This window comes from Enterococcus sp. FDAARGOS_553, assembly GCF_003812305.1.
Classification (GTDB): Bacteria; Bacillota; Bacilli; order Lactobacillales; family Enterococcaceae; genus Enterococcus_D; species Enterococcus_D gallinarum.
Map to the genome: position 1 here is coordinate 280,025 of NZ_CP033740.1, position 20,561 is coordinate 300,585.

Genomic DNA, 20,561 nt, shown 5'->3' on the forward strand with positions numbered 1-20,561 from the left:
ATGTTGCAAGCGAACAAAGGATGATTTTTTTATGGAACAAAAGTTATCAAAAGAATCAATTATTCATGCGGCTTTTGCCTACCTAAAGGAAACATCTGACCTTTCTCAGTTAACCATGCGCAAATTGGCAAAAGTACTTTCTGTTCAAGCACCGGCATTGTATTGGTATTTCACGAATAAACAAGAGCTGTTGCAAGCGATGGCTGAAACGATGGAAAATGATCTGCCGGATGTCCCTGCGGGTAGCTGGCAAGAACAGTTGCAAACCTTTATGGCCAATTACTACGATCTCTATCTCCAATATCCCTGTGGTGCAGAACTAGAGATTCATACGATTCCTTCCTATCCTAGCCGACTGCTGCATTTAGAGCAAATGATCACTATATTGATCGAAGCCGGCTTCACTCCTGCCCAAAGCCGTCAAACCGTTCAGGCATTGCATCATCTCTTATTGGGACACTTACTCGATCGTCAAAAAGAAGAACAATTACGAGCAAAAATTGTAACTGGCGATGAAAAATTGCGGGCACATGTCTCTGCTATGCGCAGCTATGTTGTTGAGAATCATTTAAATGGGATGGCAGAAGGCATCCAACAACGCAAACAAATCGACGAACGTCAAGTTTTTCTGGAGAGTATCGCGATTTATCTGGCTGGCTTAAACAAGCGAAATACCTCTCTAAAATAAAAAAACGCCAACAAATCTCACTAAGTTTCCTTAAATCGCTTTCCGATTTCAAGGCACGAGGCTCGTTGGTGTTTTTGTTGCTTTTTTTAAAGCGTTGTTAGTTCTTCTTTTTGTTTTTTCGTCAATTTCTGATAAACCAGTTCATAAGAGGTCAAAATCAACTGTTCAATTTGTTCGTCTGTTACCTCATCCGCTGCTAGACGAATAGAATTCCAGTGGGTTTTATTGGCATAGTATCCGGGAATAATCGCCTCAGGGTATTGTTCACGTAATTCTTCATTGACTTCCGGTTTATTTTTCAACGTAATGATCGCATCATCATTCGCTTCAGGACTCATCATACCAAACTGTTTGCCGATTAGACCAAAATAAATCGTCCCCCAATCCTCACGATAGGCCACATTAGCACCTGCCAATGACTGACCGTAACTTTTCAGGCGATCGATTCGTTGTTGGATCTGATTATTCATTGCCATCCCTCCGGTTTGAAACTGATTTTTTCTTTAGTGTACCATATCTTAGAGGGTTTCTTTCATAAGCAAACTGTTGATTTAGATAAAAAAACAGACCCGCTAAGCGAGTCTGTGATACGTATGAATGTTTGGCTTGATTAATACCAACCGTTAGCTTCCCAGAATGCTTTTGCTGCAGACCATGAACCATAACGTGAAGCAACATAATTATCGGCTACTTTTTCTTGATTGGCCGCTGAATAGTCCCCATTCAAGTAAGAGTTAGTCAACTGATAACGTCCATAGTATTGGCCATTTGTTGCTGTATAAGAACCGCCAGATTCTTTGTTCGCGATCCATTCTTTAGCTGAAGCTTCTGAGCCTGTTGCTGCAGAACTGCTTGATGCAGATGAGCTTGGGCTTGTTTGTTGGCTGCTGGCAGGTTGTGAAGCTGGTTCTTCATAAGTGACTGATGATTCTGCAGCTGCTGAAGAACGTTCAATTGTATAGCTGGCATCGTCTGTTGGTAAGACCAGTGTTTCACCAACATAGATCAAGTTTTTGTTCGTAATGCCGTTTGCTTCAACAATTTTATCAACGGCTTCTGAGGTGCCAAAATAGTTATAGGCAATCGTAGATAGTGTATCCCCAGATTGCACCGTGTATTCTTCATCAGCAAACGCATCTTGTCCACCTAGAAACACACCCAGACCTGCAAGGACAGCTGTACTAAGCAAAACAGTTTTCAATGACTTCATAAAATAATTCTCCTCATCTTGTAGCGTTTATAGTCTATCGCAGGAGAAATCTCCAACGCATAGACTAGTCTAACACCAGAGAATATTTCATAGGTGAAAATCTCGTTACAGATGATTACGAATGCGTCGAGTTCCTTACGTTTCGTAAGCGTCGCGTAATTCCTTTTGAATCAACAACGATTATCAACATAAAAATATAAATTAGTTATTTTATTTCAATAAAAGTGAATCCCCTCTTTTTTATTTGTGAATTGTTACAAATTGGATGAATTTACACACAGTCGTAACAAAAAAAGCTGCAGCTGAACAGCGCGTTTCCATGAATGCTTGTTGCATCGATTGGAGCAGGCGTTCACTTGCTGCAGCATCTTTCGCTGACACTTTATCAAACCGTTTTTTTCACTGGAATCAACTTATTCATCACAATAGCAGCAATCGCACTTAACGCAATCGGTGAATCCAATAAGTATTGTAGAAATTGCGGAGTTTCTTGTTTGATCTCAGCCGGCATGAACAAAAGACCGATCGCTAAGATTAGCGGAACACCAATAATATAGAGTTCACGTTCAGAAAACTCTTCATTCTTGATCACTCGAAAGCCGCTAAGCAAAATGATCACACAGACAACTGCGAAGACACCACCGATTACCGCTGAAGGTACGGCATGGATCAACGCTGATAACTTGCCGACAAATGACAAGAGGATGAACCAGCAGGAAGCCATCACAAAGACTTTTTTACTGGCAACCCCAGTAATGGAAATGATACCGGCATTTGTTGAATACCCCGTCACTGGTGTCGTTCCTACTAAAGCAGCCACCAGGCAACCGATTCCTTCACCAATGACACCTTTATTGATTTGTTCATCTGTCACAGCTTCCTCAGTGACAGAGCTGACGGCATACCAAGTTCCTGTTGTTTCTGCTAGTAATACCATATAAATCACCAGCATCGTCAAAATAGCTGAAACATCAAAATGAAGACCATAATTGACGAAAATAAGTTTTGGCAAACTGAAAAATGAAGCATCCGCAACAGACTGGAAGCCTACGCCGCCCATGAACCAAGCAATCAGCGTCCCGATCATTAAGGCAATAATCACCGAGCTAATCCGGAAATATTTACCTAAACGAGGGAAGTAATCACCTAACATCGAGAATAAAATCAAAATTGCTGCTGTCACTGCAGCCAAAAACATGTTCTGATTAGCCGATAATGTCTCAGTAGCTGGATAAATGTTGCTGGTAAAAGCTGTAGGTAACAATGTCAGTCCAACGATCATGATAATCGTGCCACTGACGATCGTGGGAATAAAGTTGCGGACAATATACTTATAGATCCCTGTCATCCCTAAAAGAATAACAGCCAATGCCCCGACAATACTAGCTCCTAAGACAGTATCCATACCTTGCGCTCCAAAATAGATACCAATGATTGCGCCTACTGGTACAAAGGACGGCCCTTGACAGACGGGCAATTTCAAGAAAAAGAGAACTTGGATCAGCGAAGCAATCCCAGCACCTAAAAAGGTGGATTGGATCAGCCCGGCTGCATCCGACGAGCTCATGGCAACAGCAGTTGCAATAATAAAGGGTGGGACATACACATCCATTGCCAACACGTGTTGTAAGCCAAGAACAATGGCTTGTCCTAAAGGTATATCTTCATTCATTCCGATCGTTAAACGATTACTTCTGGTTTCCACAGTATCAATCTCCTCATTTTTCATGTACTTTTTTTCCTTGCACCCAGACCTGACGAATGTTTTCAGCCGTTGCTAGATACAAAATCTTTTGTAATTGTTCTTTCGGTTGGTTCAGTACACCAAAAGCTGGCAATGGATTACCAGAATAACAAGTATCGATCACTTGAAGGTCGCAAGCGTAGCCTTCCTTGATAAGACCAATCGGTAGTCGTAGCGCTTCGCCCCCTCCTTTTGTCGCCAATGAAAAAGCGTCGATGACTGAGATACGCGCATTCGCAACACCTCGATTCGTTTGGGGCAATGTAACATCCACACCGTCTTCTAACATGCGGGAAGACATAACAGCTTGCTTGATATTGTCATACAAACTTGGAGAAAAGCCGCCGGAGATATCTGTGCCTAGTCCAATCGTTACGCCTTGTTCTTTAAGCCGATTGATAGGGATCACACCATTGGCAAAGTACGCATTGGAAATCGGGCAGTGAGCAACAGCAGTCCCTGTTTCCACAAAGATCTCACCATCTTTTTCATCGATAAAATTACAATGAGCCATCACAGCTTTTTCTCCCAGTAAGCCAAAATCCCGCAAGACTTCTGTGTCGGTTTTACCAAATCGTTCCAAGACGTGATCGTGTTCCCATTGGCCTTCACTGCAATGGGATTGTACATGGACGTCGTATTTTTGTGCGAGTTGTCCTAACCCAGCCAGACCTTCATCCGTGCAGCTTGGGACGAATCGTGGTGTCACTACTGGATAGACTCCTTGACGTGTCGTTTTTGCCAACTTTTGGACTTCTTTAATGAAGGTTTCGGTCTCTGCTAGTGCCGTAGCAGTTGAGGTATCTCGATAAAAATCTGGGTTCGCGTCGGGATCATCCATGACTACTTTCCCCACTAGCCCTCGTTGACCCTTCTCAGCACAAATCTTGGCTAATTGTAAACTTGCTTCCAAATGAACGGTCGCAAAATAAAGAACCGTCGTTGTTCCTCGAGCCAGTAGTTGCGCAACTAAATCTTGGTACACTTCTGAAGCAAAACTTGAGTCCGCGTATTTTGCTTCCAACGGGAAGGTACACTCATCTAGCCATACATTCAACGGCTCATCCAATGCAACTCCTGCTTGCGGCCATTGGGGTGCATGAACGTGCAAGTCGACGAATCCCGGTAAAAAATACTGTCCCTTCTGCAATTCAACTAGCATTCCTTGTTTGGCAGCTGCCAGCATTTCTGGATAGTCTGATTGTTCTGTTGTGACCACCCTTTTGATCATCCCTTCAGCATCCACGCAAATGAGGACATCCTCTAAGTATTCCAGCACGCCATCTGTGGGTGTATGAAATATAGAACCTTTAAAATATTTTGTTATTGACATAAGTTTTCTCCTTTAACAAACTGCATCAGACTGCTGCTTTGACATTAGCAGTTTTCATTAAAATAAGCATCAATGGTTTTATTTTACATTCATTCGGATTTTTTTCAATAAAAACCGTACATTAATCCTGACAAAAAGAATCTAATGTTCGTTTTTAAGGCAAAAAAAAGACATTTGGTGTGTTCACCAAATGTCTTTCCTTCACTTAAAGCTGAATTGTCGTACCACTATTGCCAGCTAAAGTTTCCGCCGCTTTTTCCAATGAAGCGATCACTGCTTGACGCCCATCCTTGGAAGCAGCAAATGCGATCGCTGCTTCCACTTTTGGCAACATACTACCAGGTGCAAATTGATTTCGGTCAATGTACGTTTGCATTTCAGCGACAGTGGCTGTTGTCAATCCTCGTTGATCTGGTTGACCATAGTTGACAAAGACTTGGTCAACAGCGGTTAAGATAATAAAGATATCCGCATCGATCAGTACCGCCATCTTGGCTGCAGCAAAGTCTTTGTCAATCACCGCGTCAACTCCTTTATAGCGAGTGCCTTCATAAACCACTGGTATGCCGCCTCCGCCACATGCAATCACCACTTGACCTGCATCTACTAATGTTTTTAGACTGATTTTTTCATAAATGTCCACTGGTTTAGGAGAAGGAACGACCCGACGCCAACCTCGGCCTGCATCTTCTATATAAGTGTCGCCGCTTTCAGTCATTAATTGCTGAGCCTTAGCTTCACTATAGTAGCCACCGATTGGTTTCGTTGGATTCGTAAAAGCTGGATCAGCTGGATCGACCACCACTTGCGTCAACATGGAAACGACCGGAATATGTGCCAATCCGCGAGAAACAAGCTCTTCATCAATCGCTTGTTGCAAATGGTAACCGATGTACCCTTGACTCATAGCTGTGCATTCAGGAAATGGCATGACGTCTTCTTGCGTTTTGCTGGTTTCCTCAAATGCTAAGCGAATTTTGCCAACTTGAGGACCATTCCCGTGAGCAATCACCACGTGATGGCCGTCACTGATTAGATCAGCAATCGATTTTGCTGCCACTTGGGCTTTGGTCAATTGTTCGTGCGCAGAGTCGCCTAAAGCATTTCCGCCTAAAGCGATGACAATTTTTGACATACGTCTCCTCCTATCTTTGCGGTTGTTGTTGCGTGATACAGTGAATATTCCCGCCACCGTATACGATCTCAACTGTATTTACGCCCACAACTTCTTTATCTGGGAAAATCTCTGCTATTTCTTCAAGTGCCCGCGCATCATTTTCGTCTCCGTATTGAGGAGCGATCACACCGTTGTTTGTAATTAGAAAGTTCATATAAGAAGCAATACAAATGTCGCCATCTTCTCGCGGCATGGTTCCTTCTACGTAATCAATCTTGAAATCCCCATTGATCGTGACATTTTCTACTGGGCAGCAAAGCTTATGAACTTTTAATTTGCGGCCTTTGGCATCGGTCATTTCATTCAAACGCTTGTATGCAGCTTGAGCCGCTTCATAAAATGGGCTGTTTTTATCTTCAGTATAGATACAAGCCACTTCTCCAGGACGTACAAAACATGCCACGTCATCCACATGTCCATTGGTTTCTTCCGGATCGATCCCGTCAGCTAACCAAAGGACCTTCTCACAGTTCAAGTAGTCGCATAATTTTTGTTCGATTTCTGCTTTTGTCATATGGGGGTTCCGGCCATCACTCAACAAACACATCTCCGTCGTTAACACAGTGCCTTCCCCATCGACATGGAAGGATCCCCCTTCTAAAATAAACCCTTCCGTCCGATAAGAATCCACTTGCTCGATCTCACAGATCTTTTGAGCAACTAAATCATCTTGATCCCAAGGAAAATACAAGCCATCGACTAATCCGCCCCAAGCATTAAATCCCCAGTCATTGCCTCGTAATTCGCCTTTGTCGTTGATGACAAAGCTAGGACCACAGTCACGAATCCATGCATCGTTATTGGACATTTCATAGACAGTGATGTCTGCAGGCAATTGACGACGGCAGTTTTGATATTGTTGTTGCGACACGACCACATTCATTGGCGTGAATTTGCTGATCGCTTTTGCGACTTCAGCAAATGCTACTTGAGCTGGTTTGCCCCCATCACGCCAGTTATCCGGGCGCTCTGGCCAAATCATCCATACTTTCTCTTGTGGTTCAAACTCTCCGGGCATTCTAAACCCGTCTTGTTTCGGTGTGGTCTTTTCGATTCGTTTCGCCATGATACAGCACTCCTTCTTTTTTGATTTTTTTGATCCAGATAATGGCTTCACCAACGAGGGCAAATACAATTGCTCCAATCGTGATTGGTAATTGCTGACTCAGTGATTCAGCGTCAAATTGCAAAGGAAGCGCTGTGAAAATCAATGAGATCACGATCATGATCATCGGTAGTGCGACTAATACCTTCAAGAACAAATCGCTGCCGCTCACCTTGAAAGGTCGAGGTGTGTCTGGATCAATTTTACGTAATTTATAAAACGCAGGAAACACAGGGACATACGATAGTAGGAACATTACTAGGTTCAGTGAGAAAAATGCCCAGAATAAATCTTGATTTGGTAAAATTGGGGCGATGACGACGACGATAGAAGCAACGATACCATTCATAATTGCCGCACCAGTAGGCATGCCATTTTTTTTGCTGCGTTTGGCAAATACTTTCGGCATATCGCCATTTTCGGCCGCATAGCAAGCAGTATTATTGACCCCTAACGACCAAGAAATCATGTTGCCAAACAATGTCAGCAAGAACAAAAAGGCCATCGAAATAATGAACCAGCCGCCTGTTGATCCTGTCAATAATTTAAAACTATCCATCAATCCACTGCCGGTACTGATTTGATCCGTAGGAATCGCTACACCGATCCCGAAAGCAGAAAAAATGTAAATGGCGGCAATCACCAGTCCACCGGCAATGATCGATTGAGGAATTTGCTTCTTAGGGTTTTCCATGTCACTTGCAAATGTACAAATCACTTCGAATCCTAATAAGTTAAAAATGATTACCGAGATAAAAGACAAACTATTCAAATTGAAGCTTGGCACCATCGAAGAAAGAGTGAACTCATTCGCAACACCTTTGGTAAGGGCCGTATAGAGACCTAAGCCACCAATCAAGATTGCTAACAGCATCTTGATCACTGCTGCCCCATTCAAAATCCACACACTGTCACTGACCGGATAAAAACTGATCCAAACGATGACCCATATAAAAATCAGTTCGATCACGATAGCAGCCACCGTGGAAAATTCACGACCTGTGATAGTCGTCAACAAGTCAGGACAGACTACGGCTAGAGAGGCTAACCATAATGGATAATTGATCCAGTAGTACCAAGAAACCCGAGAACCCCAGCGATGACCGAAAGCTTGTGTCACCCAATCATAAATACCGCCATCACCAATATACGTTGTTCCTAATTCTGATGAGATTAACCCATAGGGCAAAAGGAACGCAACCAATAGAAAGATCCACCAAAAAAACTGTGAATTTCCGATTGCTGCTACCGGTGCAGCCGCTTCTGCCACAAATACAACACAAATAACCGATAAGATAGCACTCATCAAACTAAATTTTTTCTTTTCTCCCATTGTTTTCTTCCTTTCCGGTACAAGGGAATAAGGGTTGACCAACGATTGAAGGATTCTTGCAACTAGCGGATTTCTCTCTCGTGAATCCCAGTTCAGCACATAAGCTGCGACATTATTAGAACGAGCTTCCGCTCAAAAGAATCGATTCGCAGTTCGTTGGCCCCTCCTCAAGAACCAAAACAGTCTTCACGCATCCCCTTGATACGCAGACTATTTCCTTTCCTCATCTCTTGCGTCTAGTTTCATCTAACAAAACTTCCAAGTCTTTTTCAGCCGCTGCTTTTTTGGTCTCGTCGATTGGATTTTTATCCGCATAATCTCGCATCAAGTACACTAAGAGACCGCGAATCGACGTTAACCGGTTTTCTGCTTCATCAAAACAGATCGAGTTTGGTCCATCCATGACCTCATCCGTGACTTCTTCTCCACGAGTGGCAGGTAAGCAGTGCATAAATTTCGCTTGTTCACCAGCGCGTTTCATCAAGTCAGCGTTCACTTGGTATTTAGGGTAAAAAATACGCATGCGTTCCTCTTCTGATAATTCTGCTTCATACAGTCCATACCAAACATCTGTATAAACAAAATCCGAACCTTCGATCACATCGATTTGATCTGATATCGTATAGGAACCGCCAGAATCTTTACAAATCGCGTCTAATCGTGCGCGATGGTCTTCGTTTAACTGGAACCCTTCTGGACCAAATTGAACGAATTCCATCCCCATTTTTGTTGCAATCAATCCTAAAGAGAAACAGACTTGTGTGGCATCACCAATAAAGGAAATCTTGCAGTCTTCGATTTTTTTGCCTGCTGGAAGATGTTCGATCATGGTGCAAAGATCGCCAAGTTCCTGCGTTGGATGGTTGAAGTCAGACATACCATTAATAACTGGGATCGTCGCATTCGTTGCTAAGTCATACACACTATGATGCCGTTCCACGCGAGCCATCAAAATGTCAACTAAACGAGAAAGAACACGGCTTGTGTCTTCTATTGTTTCATGACCACCCAATTGAATTTGTCCTGGTGCGAGATATTCTGCATGTCCTCCTAATTGTGTCATTGCTGTTTCAAAAGAAACCCGAGTTCTGGTAGATGATTGTTGGAAAATCATCCCTAATACTTTGTTCTTTAGTAAAGGGGGGTAATAACCATTTTTGATGGCCGCTTTGATTTTCAATGACAGGTCAACGATTTGTTGGATCTCCTCCTTCGTGTAATTTTCCGTTGTAATAAAATCTCTTTTTTCCATAATGAAACCTCCTAAGTGATTTGTTTGCTTTTGCATCTTCACTTTAGGTAAAAAAGGCGGAGTTTACGATAAGCTATTAGTTGTAAACGTTATCACACTTATTCTATACTTGCTGAGGACAAGTTTATTTTTGGATATAAACCAGTTATTTTCCAAGGGTTTACAAAAGTTTAGAGGAAAGTTTAGCGGAATTAAAAGTAAAGAAAAAACAAATGGTGTTATAATTAGGATAAGAAAATTGGTGTAAGAAAAATTGAAAGGGGATTCAATATGATAGCTATTTTTATATACAATATTTTATTGATCATTCTATATTCAATCACGATGACTTTTGCTATTTATTCTTACTTAAAAGAAAAAAACAAATTATTTCTTTGGATTAGTTTGTATCTGGCATTCTTTATTTTTGACAATACAATTATTTATATGACGGAATTTCTCAATTCCTTTGCCCAAAGTTATGATCAAGCATTTATGAGTGCACCAGCAGTTAAAACTATTATATTTATGGGAAATGCCTTTTTCTCCATTTCTATTCTTGCCGAACTACACAAAGAAAAACCCTCTCCCCTCCATTATACGCTATTGATCGTTTTGGCCATTTGGATGATTACGACCCCACTGATGGAAAACTCAGCATTTAAAGTTTGGCTCTATTATCTGGGTAATCAACTCTTCCTTTTTTATCTAGGAATTTATTGTTGGCAAGGGACCAAAAAGAAGCTCCCTCTACTGAACAAACGCTATTTAAAACAGTTGATGATCATCAATCTCTTCTTTAGTATTTTGATCATAATTGAAGATAGCTTCGTGATTTTCAATGTCGACCAGTACAGCTCGTTAGCGACAAAGATTTATAATCGCAGTATTTCAGAGGATATCTTTTCGATTGTTGTTTGTATATTATTACTGCACTTCTTTATCAAAGAACGCCAACCACAGGAAGAAAAACCGCAAGAGCAAGACGCCTCTCTCTTGATTCAAAACTTTTGCCGTATTCATCAGTTTACCCAACGAGAAACGGAAATCTTTGCGTTGCTGTTGTCCCATCAAACCAATCAGGAAATCGCCGATCAGCTCTTTCTTTCATTGGGAACGGTCAAAACCCATGTTCATAACATTTTTATCAAACTTGAGATAAAAAAACGCACGCAAATTATGATTCTTTTTGAAAAGTACAAAGAGACCCATGAGGCAGCTGCCTAAAAAAGACCTGGAAGGATCGCTTCCAGGCCTTTTAAAGTTTAAAAACCAGTCATTCATTGCTCTGAACGGCTTATTCTTCCATATATGCATACTTGATGATCGTTGACGGTCCGAAAGTTGGATAGTACACACCTTTCAGGGAAGGATTGACCATAATACTACGAGCTCTTTGGTAGATTGGGACAATCCCGGCGGTTTCTTCTACTAATAGTTTTTCTGCTTTGATCATCGTATCCCAACGTGTCGCTAAATCATTGGCATAGGTCGTATTGCTATCAGCAATCAACTGGTCATAGTCTTTATTTTCATAATTCGTGTTATTCGGTGAAACGAGATTGTAAAGGTACGTCATCGGGTCTTGATAATCTGGTCCCCATGTTCCGATAGCTAACTCGTAATCGCTTTTTCGTGTCAATTCAATCGAATTATTCAATGGGACAGACTTGATTTCAACGGTCAAGCCCGGTAAGACTGTCTGTAACTGATCCTGGATGAATTCAGCCACTTTTTTATCTGCATCAGTGTCTTTGGTTAACATCTCGATGGAGATCTTATCCCCAATATCAGCAGTGGCTTTTTGCCAGTAAGCGAGTGCAGTGGCTTTATCCGGTCCTTCGAGAGGCGCATCTTCTCGAAAATCTTTGCCAGTTTCCGGATTGAAGACAAAGTTATTCGGAATAAACCCATTGATTGCTTCTGATCCATCTGATAAGACATCTTTGACTAAAGCTTCTTTATCAATCGCATAATAAACGGCTTTTCGTACATTTTCATTGGCAAAGATCGTATCTTTACCATCTCTTTTCTGATTCATCTTGAAATAGTGGATATAAGAGGTCAGCACCGTCTGTAGTTCTTCGTTAGCGGCATTTTGCTTCACGTATTCCCCATAAATATCCGCCATATCCAACTGTCCTTCGTTGAAAAGATTATATCCTGTAACAGCTTCTTTGATCACTTCATAATGGATATTCTCCAGTTTGATGGCATCACGATTGTAGTAGTCTTCATTTTTTTCCAAATCCCATGTAGAGGAAGCTTGATCCCAATTTTTCATCAAAAAGGGGCCATTAGTTAAAATATTTTCACTTGATGTGCCATAAGCATCCCCTTTTTCGGTGACAAAAGCTTCATTTTGTGGAAAAAATGGAGTAAAGGCCAATATCGAAGTCAAATAAGGAACTGGCTGTTCCAATTGGATCTCGATCGTGTACTCGTCCGTAGCTTTCGCACCTAGTTCAGAAGGGTCTTTTTCCCCATTGATGATTTTGGTGCCATTTTTAAATGTACCGTCCAATAAAAACATGTAGTTTGCTTGATTGGCTGGCGTGGCTAGCCGTTGCCAAGCATAAATAAAATCTTTAGCCGTCACTGGCTCCCCATTACTCCAAGTAGCATCTTCTCTCAACGTGATCGTGTAAGTCAGACCATCGTCGGATATGTTGGGGAAATCTTTGGCGATAGCCGGTGCGACCTTATTGGTGTCATCGATTTGATACAATCCATCAAAGACATTGACTTGGGCATTGATACTTGCCGTATCTTGTGTAGAGAGTGTATCCATTGATCCGATTTCGCTTTGTTCCATCAAATTGACCACACTGCTCGCTTGGGCAGTCGCTTTGGATTCTTTCTGATAACTACAACCTGAAAAACCGATGACGCTAGCAACAACCAACAAAAACATCATTCTTTTTTTTCCTTTATTCCTCATTTACGTCCTCCTTTTTTACATGCGTCCCAACCGCTTATCGAAGCGCTTTTTCTAAAATCGTCATCTCAATCAATTCAGCTTGCCAATCCAGCTCATCATATCGGTAGCCTTTCTTGGCAGACTCAAATTCTCCCCGCTGATTGTCGATGGGGTCTGCTCGTAAGAATTGCTTCGCTACGGTAAATCCCCCTTGAATACAGTTATTAGCAGGTAAGCGAAAAATATCTAGGTTTCCAAAATAATAAAGCCAGCGCTCTTCATTTCCGCCTCGAAATGCGCTGCCCCCAAACGAAACATCTACATAAAGCCAACCGTACTCTGGTAGATAGAAGCGCGCCCAGTCATGAGGGCCCACAAAAAATTCTGAAACATATAAACCCGACTCCCATTCAGCTGGGATATTCGCCATACGACACAAAGTGATAAATAAAAGTGCTTGAACCCCGCAGTCTCCTTTCTGATTGACTGCGCAGTACTCACTGATATTCGGAATCGCATAATATTCTCGCATAAATGAATAGGTCACTTTGGTGGTCACAAAATGATAAATCGCATACGCACGTTCCAAGGGATTTTTTGCTTCCGGCAAAATTTCCTGCAATAATTGCTGTAGAAAAGGCGTAAATTGAATATGGGGAGCGAATTCATTGAGCGCTGATGCAAATGCGTTTTTTTCCGACTCAGTCAACTCACGAATCATGGTTTGCTCATCCAACAACTGGAATAAGTCCGTATAAACAGCCGTCAATTCATAGCTGTGTTCCACAGTCGCTTCAATTGAGGAAGGGTCGTTGGTTTCAAATGCGATCGTTCGCTGTGGTGCAGCGAAGGGATCAATCTGCTTGACCGCTCCTTTTGTCTGAAGAATCTTGGCATTTGCTACCTTTCCAGTGTCTCGAGGCAAAGGAATGTGCGTCAAGAAAGGACCGTCTTCTTTATTAAGCGTTGTTAGTGGTCTAAGTGATTGTTTCAAAACGATTCGAGCAGTCCTTTGTCCGAGTTGTTTCATTTTTTCTACATTCTCATCCAGTTCTACTTGTCGGGCACTGTCAATTCCGTTTTCTTCCTCAAATAAATAGCGCGTATAATAGTCTGAGCGCGTCTTAACGAGATTAGCAATAAAGCGTTCATGGAAAACTTTTTTGCCGTTCAAGTAGATCCATTCAACCTCTCCTGCTTCCACTAAGCGATCCAGTTCTTCTCGCTGAAAATCGACAAAGGACTGTTGCATCATCTCCAGAGCTTTGGTTTCTTCATAGGGATATTGCTTTGCTTCAAAAACAGTCAAAACCTTTAATTCCGTGTGCAAACGATCTTTTAAGACTTCACTGATACGGGCATTGTTCAACTTCTGATGAATGAGTCTACGTGTTAAAGAAAAATCACCAAAATCTTTGGCTCGTTGAATGTCTTCTGGCAAAGGAACCACTAGATTGGATAGATCATTAGGATCCATACTCACTGCGCCACCTCCTCTTTTTGTTTAACGCCTAATCCAGCCGCTTCATTAAGTTGAATCACCGGTGTTTTTTCTGTACCAACAACCCCTTCATACGCAAGAACTGCTAAATCAAACGTCGCGTCGAGGTCAGCGAAACGAACATTTTTTTGTGCAGCAACAAAGTGAGCTGCCGCTGCGATACTAATATTGGTCTCCCCTGCCATACAACCTACCATACACGGGATATTCGCAGCTTCGCAAATACTATTGATCTGTAACGCTGGATAGATGCCGCCACATTTCATCAATTTGATATTGACAGCATCTACTGCATCTTTTTTGATCAATGATAACGCATCTTGGGGTACAAATGCCGCTTCATCTGCCATGATCTGTTGGTTGACTTGAGTTCTGATAAAGGCTAATCCATCAATGTCACTAGCAGGTGTTGGTTGCTCAAAAAAAGCGATGTCATATTTCTGCAACTGTTCAATCATTTTTATTGCCTGCTTTGCTCGCCAACCTTGGTTGGCATCAATTCTCAATTCGATGGCTGGACCGACAGCTGCCCGAATTTGTTTTACTCGTTCAATATCGTCTTTCTCATCCAATCCGACTTTGATCTTCAGTGCAGTAAATCCTTGTTCCACAAACAATTGAGCATTCTCTGCCATCACTTCTGGAGTATCGATGGAAATCGTCATATCTGTCTCTACTTGGTTATCCTGACCGCCTAACAACTGGTACAAAGGCAGTCCTGTACTTTTTCCCAATAGATCATAGCAAGCCATATCGAGAGCTGCTTTGGCAGACCCATTGCCTTTCATGCACTGGTTCATGATGCTATGGATCCGGCTTAATTGCCGTGGATCTTCTCCAGTTAATGCATCAGCCAATAACTTTAGAGCAGCTTCACAGCCTTCAAGTGTCTCCCCTGTCACTAAGGGTTCAGGTGTTGCCTCACCGATCCCAAAGTCCCCTGTGTCAGTGATCACTTTAATGGTCAAATTGCTGACCTCAGTAATAACGCCTAATGCAATTTTAAATGGCTTGCGCAGCATCATTTTATTTGCAGCAATTTCCACACGTTCAATTTTCATCTTCATTCCCCCCTCTAACTTAAAACTGACTATATCATTCCGTTTTTTTCTTTTCAACACTTTTTCTGAATTTTCTGAATTTTATTTTTATACAGATTATGCATAACTCTACCAACTTATCTCCTTTGAGCAGTAAATTTAATAACAAAAAAAGAGCAAAAATTTGCTCTTTTAATCAGATAATTGTATTTTATTAATAATCGTCGGATGCCAACGAACATTGATTTGTTTGATTGTATCAAGCGGACACTTTGGTTGTCGATCAGCTGTTAACAAACCGTTTTTTTCCTGTTCCACATCCGTCAACTGCGTATAACAAAAGCCGTGAAGAATTTCTGACTGATAGACAGCATCAATCACCCGCTGATAGTCCTGAATAAACTCTGCTTCATTAGCTGCATTGGTATATCCCCAGCCTTGAGCCCCTGTATCATAGCCGATCCCGCCAAATTCTGTTAACAAGATAGGAACATCTTGATGTTGAAATCCTGGACAATAAATTTTTCTGCGATTGGGTTCAGAAGTTAAAATCGTATCTTTTGTTCGCAAACTCGCCGCAAAATGGTCGTATTTCTCCAGTTCTTCTTTCGTTCCATGAACATAGCTGTGAATCCCACAAATATCACTTTCTGTCATCTCCCAGCCATCATTTGAGATAACCAATCGAGTAGGATCTAAAGAATGGATCAAGTGATAAATCGCCTGCGAAAAATGCTGTTGCTGACGATCGACACTAATGTTCGGTCCCCCCCAGCTTTCATTGATCGGTACCCAAGTTGTGATACAAGGATGATTGTAGTCACGGTCGATGATCTCTTGCCATTCAGCCATCACTTTCCCCCCGCTAGTTCGTGTATAAACACTCGGTGAGGCACATTCTCCCCAAACAATGAATCCTAACTGATCTGCCCAAAACAAAAAACGGGGGTCCTCTACTTTTTGATGTTTGCGACAGCCGTTGAAGCCCATTGCTTTGGCTAATTCGATATCTTTCTTGTAATCTTCATCTGTAGGAGCTGTCATGAGACTTGTGGGCCAGTAGCCCTGATCCAACACTAGTTTCTGATAATACGGGCGGTTATTTAAGTGGACCATGCCATCTTGAATATGAATTTTTCGCATGCCAAAATAGCTTTTAACGGTATCGATACACTTTCCTTGTGACCAAACATCAAAGACGACATCAAAGAGATTCGGGGTCTCTGGAGTCCAAGTCCATCCGCGACCGTGAAAGTCACTGCGGTCGATCTTTTGATTGAATAGACTGTAAGAGCGTGTGAACTGGTGCTCGGTCAACTGCTGGCGATCAGAAACGATCAGCTCTTCGCCGTAATAAATTCTGGTACACAATTCTTTATCCGTCAAATCACCAGCATAATGATAGGCGATCTCTACGGATCCCCGATCAAACTCACTGGTATAAAAGACCTTTTCTAAATAGCCGTTTTTGTCAACTGCCTCCAACCACACCGTCTGCCAGATACCCGTTGTTCGGGTATACCAGATAGCAGCAGAATGTTCCTGCCAATATTGCTTGCCTCTTGGTATTTCTTCATCTGTTGATGGATCAAAGACCTTTAGTGTGAGAAGATCTTTGTCAAAGGTCAAATAGTGAGTCACATCAAAAGAAAATGAGGTGTGTCCGCCAATGTGTTCCCCTACTAACTGATGGTTGATGTAGACCCAGCAATGGTAATCGACAGCGCCGAAATGTAACAATAAACGTTTGTCTTGCCAAGTATCTGGCACCATCAGCTCTCGCTGATACCAAACACCGTCATGAAAGCTTTTGATTTCAATTCCACTTTGCTTGGACTGAAAGACATAAGGAACTTCGATCATCTGTGTCAATGCTTGTGGCTGTTGTTCCTCTAAGTTGTCGGTAAAATCAAATTGCCACTTACCGTTTAAATTCAGCCATTTCTTTCGTTCAAATTGTGGGCGCGGATATTCTGGTCTGTTCATAGTCGTCCTTTCCTTTTCAATTTTTTTATTACGAGGCAAACTAGCCTTTGCTTCCAGAAGTAAGACTGATTCCTTGAATGAAATACTTTTGACCGAAGAAAAACAAGACTAACGCAGGAATCGTCATTAATGTAGAAGCCGCCATCATGATATTCCATTGAGAAGAAAATTGCCCTTTTAGTTGCAATAATCCGAGAGCTAATGTTTGTTTGCTAGGATCATTCAAGTAAATCAAGGGGCCAAAAAAATCATTCCAAGTATTCATAAACGTAAAAAATCCTACAACCATCATGGCAGGTTTAACTAACGGAAGCATGATCTTATAAAAAATCTGCCAGTGGGTTGCACCATCCAGGATCGCCGCTTCATCTAATTCTTTTGGGATACCAGCAAAAAATTGTCGCATCAAAAAGACATTGAACCCACCACCGCCAAAAAAGGCTGGGGCGATCAAAGGTACAAAGGAATTTACAAATCCTAATTTATTCCACATCATAAATGTCGGAATCAACGTCACTGCACCTGGAAGCATCATTGTCGCAATGACCATCGCAAACCACATATTCTTGTATTTAAAGTTCAAGCGGCCAAATGCGTAACCGCATAAGCAAGAAGTAAAGACATTCCCGATAATGCAGGGAATAATAATCAAAAACGTGTTAACGAGATAGGTCTTTAGATCCAAAACTTGAAAGACATCTGCGTAGTTAGAAAATAATAATTGATCAGGCAGCCACTTAGGGGGGAACTCAAAAATTTCATAGGAATCCATAAACGAGCTGCGTACTAGCCATAAAAATGGAACCAATGAGATCAGTCCAATCACCACTAATGGAACATACATCATGTATTTTGCTTTTCTCATGGTCATTTTTCTTGCCCTCCATAATACACCCAATTTTTTGCCGTACCAAAAACCAGCATCGTAAACAAACCAATAATCACAAATAGGATCCATGCTAATGCGGATGCATAACCAAACTGATTTTCTTGGAATGCTTTCCGGTAGATCAACAATGCGTAAAACAAGGTCGCATTATTGGGGCCGCCTCCAGTCATAATGTATGCTTGCGAGAATGTCTGGAAAGACCCAATCAACCCCATCACCAAGTTAAAGAAAATGATGGGAGAGATGGCTGGCAATGTCACATACAAAAATTTATGGCGCCAATTGCCGCCATCTACTTCCACAGCCTCCATTAGGTCTTGGGGAACATCCTGCAGCCCAGCTAAGAAAACCAGAGCGGTACCGCCACATCCCCATACGGCCATTAAAATCAAAGATGGGATCGCTGTTTGTTCATCAAAAATCCAGTTAGACGGCGGCAAATGGAAAAATTGCAAAACAGAATTCAGCAAGCCAAAATCCGGGTTGAATAACCACATCCATAAAATGTTTGAAGCCACCGCTGGAACTACCACCGGCAAGTAGAACAATGTTCGAAAAAATGCCTGTCCTCGAACTTTGACATTCATCAACAATGCGATCACTAGTGCAGCGATCAAACTACTTAGCGTACTGCCAAAAGCAAAGGTGAATGTCACAACCACCGATTTTTTGAAAAAAAGATCATCCATAAAAATCGTACGGTAGTTATCGATGCCGGTAAATTTGAAATCACCGATGACATTATAATCTGTAAAACTAAGAATCAGACTAACGATCATTGGGATGATGGTAAAAATCAATAATCCGAGAATTGCAGGGACTGCAAAAGCATACCCTGCACGATTCTCTTCTTTGTGTAAATCATATTGTTTCTTTTTAGATTGTTCATCTGTTTTAAGTGTGATCATTCCTTCGTCCACCTACTTCACATACTCGTATTTGTCCCCGAACTGTTTCTCTAGTTTTGGCAAAATGTCTTCCTCAACTACTTCTCTTGGAGCTTTCTTGCCAGTCCAGACCTGTTCTAACGCGGGGTTCACGATTTGCTCGATCGAAGCAGCATCTTCACTGTAGAAGGCCTTGTTTTTTGTCAACGCTTGCTCTTTCGCTTCAACCAGTGCTTCTTTTTTATATTCTGGTGAACGATCGCTTACGGCCCATTTTTGAAGGTACGTTTCATCTGAGAACCAATTGTCTTGGTTAGGTAACCATAATCCTGAATCGATGACATCTAAACTATTCTCAGGGTCTAAAAGATACTCTAAAAATGTTTTGGTTTCTTCCCAATGTTCTTGTGTGTTTTCATTATCAAAAACCACGATTGGCGGACCAAAATTCATTTGAACGACTTTTCCCATTTTTGGTAAAACACCCATACCTAACGCTAACCCTTTTTGTTCGATAGCGTCCCCCAGGGAACGTAAGTCCCAAGATCCTGTGATCGTCATCGCTACTCTATCTGTCAGCATTGCGGTATCAGTTGAAGGAATCGTACTTGCCTGTGAGGGTTTCGGCATCACATAATCTTTGTACATCAAATCCTGAATTTTCTCTAACGCTTCAATCGAAGCATCTGTTCCAATCAGGATTTTTTTGCCGTCCTGACTAAGCACCCCACCGCCATTGCTGATTAAGAAAGATTCATAGCCTAGACCAGTAAAATTGGAGATCCCATAGGTTTTGATATTTTTTTCGTCAAAACCAGCATCGCCTGGATGATTGCCATTTCGGTCGACTGTCAGTTCTTTCAGAATGGATACAAATTTATCCCAATCCCACGCTTGATTGACGTCATGAGGTGGAACTTCAACCCCCTTTTCTTCAAAATATTTCGTACTGTAGAACAGTGTAAGCATTCCTGGCCCTGCAGGCGATCCAAAGACTTTCCCGTTGTACTCCGAGCGTGTCTCTGCGATTTTGTTCTCAAATGGTCCTCCTGATTCATACAGCTCTGTCAGATCCCTTAAGTTGCCGCTCTTCCCCCACTCTGCCGTGCTTGTTTCAACCATATAGCCGACATCTGGAAGTGTTTTGGTACTAGCTTGTGTGTTTAGCTTCTCCATATAATTGTCATAAGGGATCTGCTGCGCTTTTACTTGGATCTCGTCTTGTGATTCATTAAAGTTTTTGATTAATTTATCGATCGAAGCTTTCTCCAATGTATCGCCCCAAAAAGAAAAATTGAGGGTAACTTTACTCGCTTGATCACCAGCATCATCATTGCTCCCACATCCCGATAATAAAAAACTTCCGCCTATAACCAATGTGGAAATGAGTAGACCAATTTTTTTCATCTTCTTTGCTCCTGCCTTTTTATATTCCATTTGTATGCGCATACAATAGTTCAAAAAGAAAATCAGACGGATTATTTTTTACAAAATGATTGCTTCATGTTGCCAAAATA

Annotated in this window: 17 protein-coding genes; 2 read left to right on the forward strand and 15 right to left on the reverse strand. The window is 41.8% G+C overall.

The window, feature by feature from the left end; translation table 11 throughout:
• The first annotated feature begins 31 nt into the window (after window positions 1–31).
• Complete coding sequence (locus tag EGX73_RS01700; RefSeq protein ID WP_003125637.1) at window positions 32–688, forward strand: TetR/AcrR family transcriptional regulator C-terminal domain-containing protein; 657 nt, start codon at window positions 32–34, stop codon at window positions 686–688.
• Window positions 689–774: 86 nt separating this feature from the next.
• Here the strand turns inward: EGX73_RS01700 and EGX73_RS01705 are convergent, their stop codons facing one another.
• From EGX73_RS01705 to ptcA, 8 genes are all read right to left on the reverse strand, one after another.
• The gene (locus tag EGX73_RS01705) at window positions 775–1,158 is read right to left on the reverse strand and encodes an MmcQ/YjbR family DNA-binding protein (RefSeq protein WP_003125636.1); all 384 of its coding nucleotides are present in this window, start codon (window positions 1,156–1,158) and stop codon (window positions 775–777) included.
• A gap of 140 nt (window positions 1,159–1,298) precedes the next feature.
• Window positions 1,299–1,898 carry a LysM peptidoglycan-binding domain-containing protein gene (locus tag EGX73_RS01710; RefSeq protein WP_005470564.1) on the reverse strand — a complete coding sequence of 200 codons (600 nt, stop codon included), beginning with the start codon at window positions 1,896–1,898 and terminating at the stop codon, window positions 1,299–1,301.
• 385 nt (window positions 1,899–2,283) lie between these two features.
• Entirely contained in the window at window positions 2,284–3,570 is a 1,287-nt protein-coding gene (locus EGX73_RS01715) for a uracil-xanthine permease family protein (RefSeq protein WP_172956421.1), read from the reverse strand.
• A gap of 46 nt (window positions 3,571–3,616) precedes the next feature.
• On the reverse strand, window positions 3,617–4,975 hold the full coding sequence (guaD, locus tag EGX73_RS01720) for a guanine deaminase (protein ID WP_003125632.1): 1,359 nt from the start codon (window positions 4,973–4,975) through the stop codon (window positions 3,617–3,619).
• Window positions 4,976–5,180: 205 nt separating this feature from the next.
• Window positions 5,181–6,110: a carbamate kinase gene (gene arcC, locus EGX73_RS01725; protein WP_003125631.1), complete on the reverse strand. Its 930-nt coding sequence runs from the start codon at window positions 6,108–6,110 to the stop codon at window positions 5,181–5,183.
• Window positions 6,111–6,120: 10 nt separating this feature from the next.
• On the reverse strand, window positions 6,121–7,218 hold the full coding sequence (aguA, locus tag EGX73_RS01730; protein ID WP_123866666.1) for an agmatine deiminase: 1,098 nt from the start codon (window positions 7,216–7,218) through the stop codon (window positions 6,121–6,123).
• Window positions 7,172–8,590: an APC family permease gene (locus tag EGX73_RS01735; RefSeq protein ID WP_003125628.1), complete on the reverse strand. Its 1,419-nt coding sequence runs from the start codon at window positions 8,588–8,590 to the stop codon at window positions 7,172–7,174. Before EGX73_RS01735 ends, aguA begins: the two co-directional genes overlap by 47 nt.
• A 223-nt stretch (window positions 8,591–8,813) precedes the next feature.
• The gene (ptcA, locus tag EGX73_RS01740) at window positions 8,814–9,842 is read right to left on the reverse strand and encodes a putrescine carbamoyltransferase (RefSeq protein ID WP_003125626.1); all 1,029 of its coding nucleotides are present in this window, start codon (window positions 9,840–9,842) and stop codon (window positions 8,814–8,816) included.
• Window positions 9,843–10,112: 270 nt separating this feature from the next.
• On the opposite strand from ptcA, the gene EGX73_RS01745 reads away from it, so the two are divergent.
• On the forward strand, window positions 10,113–11,048 hold the full coding sequence (locus tag EGX73_RS01745) for a response regulator transcription factor (protein ID WP_005470561.1): 936 nt from the start codon (window positions 10,113–10,115) through the stop codon (window positions 11,046–11,048).
• Between the two features lie 70 nt (window positions 11,049–11,118).
• On the opposite strand, the gene EGX73_RS01750 is transcribed toward EGX73_RS01745, so the two are convergent.
• The 7 genes from EGX73_RS01750 to EGX73_RS01780 all read right to left on the reverse strand — a co-directional run bounded on the left by EGX73_RS01750 (window position 11,119) and on the right by EGX73_RS01780 (window position 20,451).
• The gene (locus EGX73_RS01750) at window positions 11,119–12,762 is read right to left on the reverse strand and encodes a peptide ABC transporter substrate-binding protein (protein WP_123866667.1); all 1,644 of its coding nucleotides are present in this window, start codon (window positions 12,760–12,762) and stop codon (window positions 11,119–11,121) included.
• A gap of 34 nt (window positions 12,763–12,796) precedes the next feature.
• A complete protein-coding gene (locus EGX73_RS01755; protein WP_003125622.1) occupies window positions 12,797–14,218 on the reverse strand; it encodes a transglutaminase-like domain-containing protein in 1,422 nt (473 codons plus the stop codon).
• Between the two features lie 2 nt (window positions 14,219–14,220).
• Window positions 14,221–15,303, reverse strand: coding sequence for a dipeptide epimerase (locus tag EGX73_RS01760; protein WP_003125621.1), 1,083 nt, complete (start codon window positions 15,301–15,303; stop codon window positions 14,221–14,223).
• A 171-nt stretch (window positions 15,304–15,474) separates the two neighbouring features.
• Complete coding sequence (locus EGX73_RS01765) at window positions 15,475–17,268, reverse strand: glycoside hydrolase family 2 protein (protein WP_123866668.1); 1,794 nt, start codon at window positions 17,266–17,268, stop codon at window positions 15,475–15,477.
• Window positions 17,269–17,308: 40 nt separating this feature from the next.
• The gene (locus EGX73_RS01770; RefSeq protein ID WP_003125619.1) at window positions 17,309–18,139 is read right to left on the reverse strand and encodes a carbohydrate ABC transporter permease; all 831 of its coding nucleotides are present in this window, start codon (window positions 18,137–18,139) and stop codon (window positions 17,309–17,311) included.
• Complete coding sequence (locus EGX73_RS01775) at window positions 18,136–19,065, reverse strand: carbohydrate ABC transporter permease (protein WP_123866669.1); 930 nt, start codon at window positions 19,063–19,065, stop codon at window positions 18,136–18,138. Before EGX73_RS01775 ends, EGX73_RS01770 begins: the two co-directional genes overlap by 4 nt.
• 12 nt (window positions 19,066–19,077) lie before the next feature.
• A complete protein-coding gene (locus tag EGX73_RS01780; RefSeq protein WP_086269021.1) occupies window positions 19,078–20,451 on the reverse strand; it encodes an ABC transporter substrate-binding protein in 1,374 nt (457 codons plus the stop codon).
• Window positions 20,452–20,561: the final 110 nt, after the last annotated feature.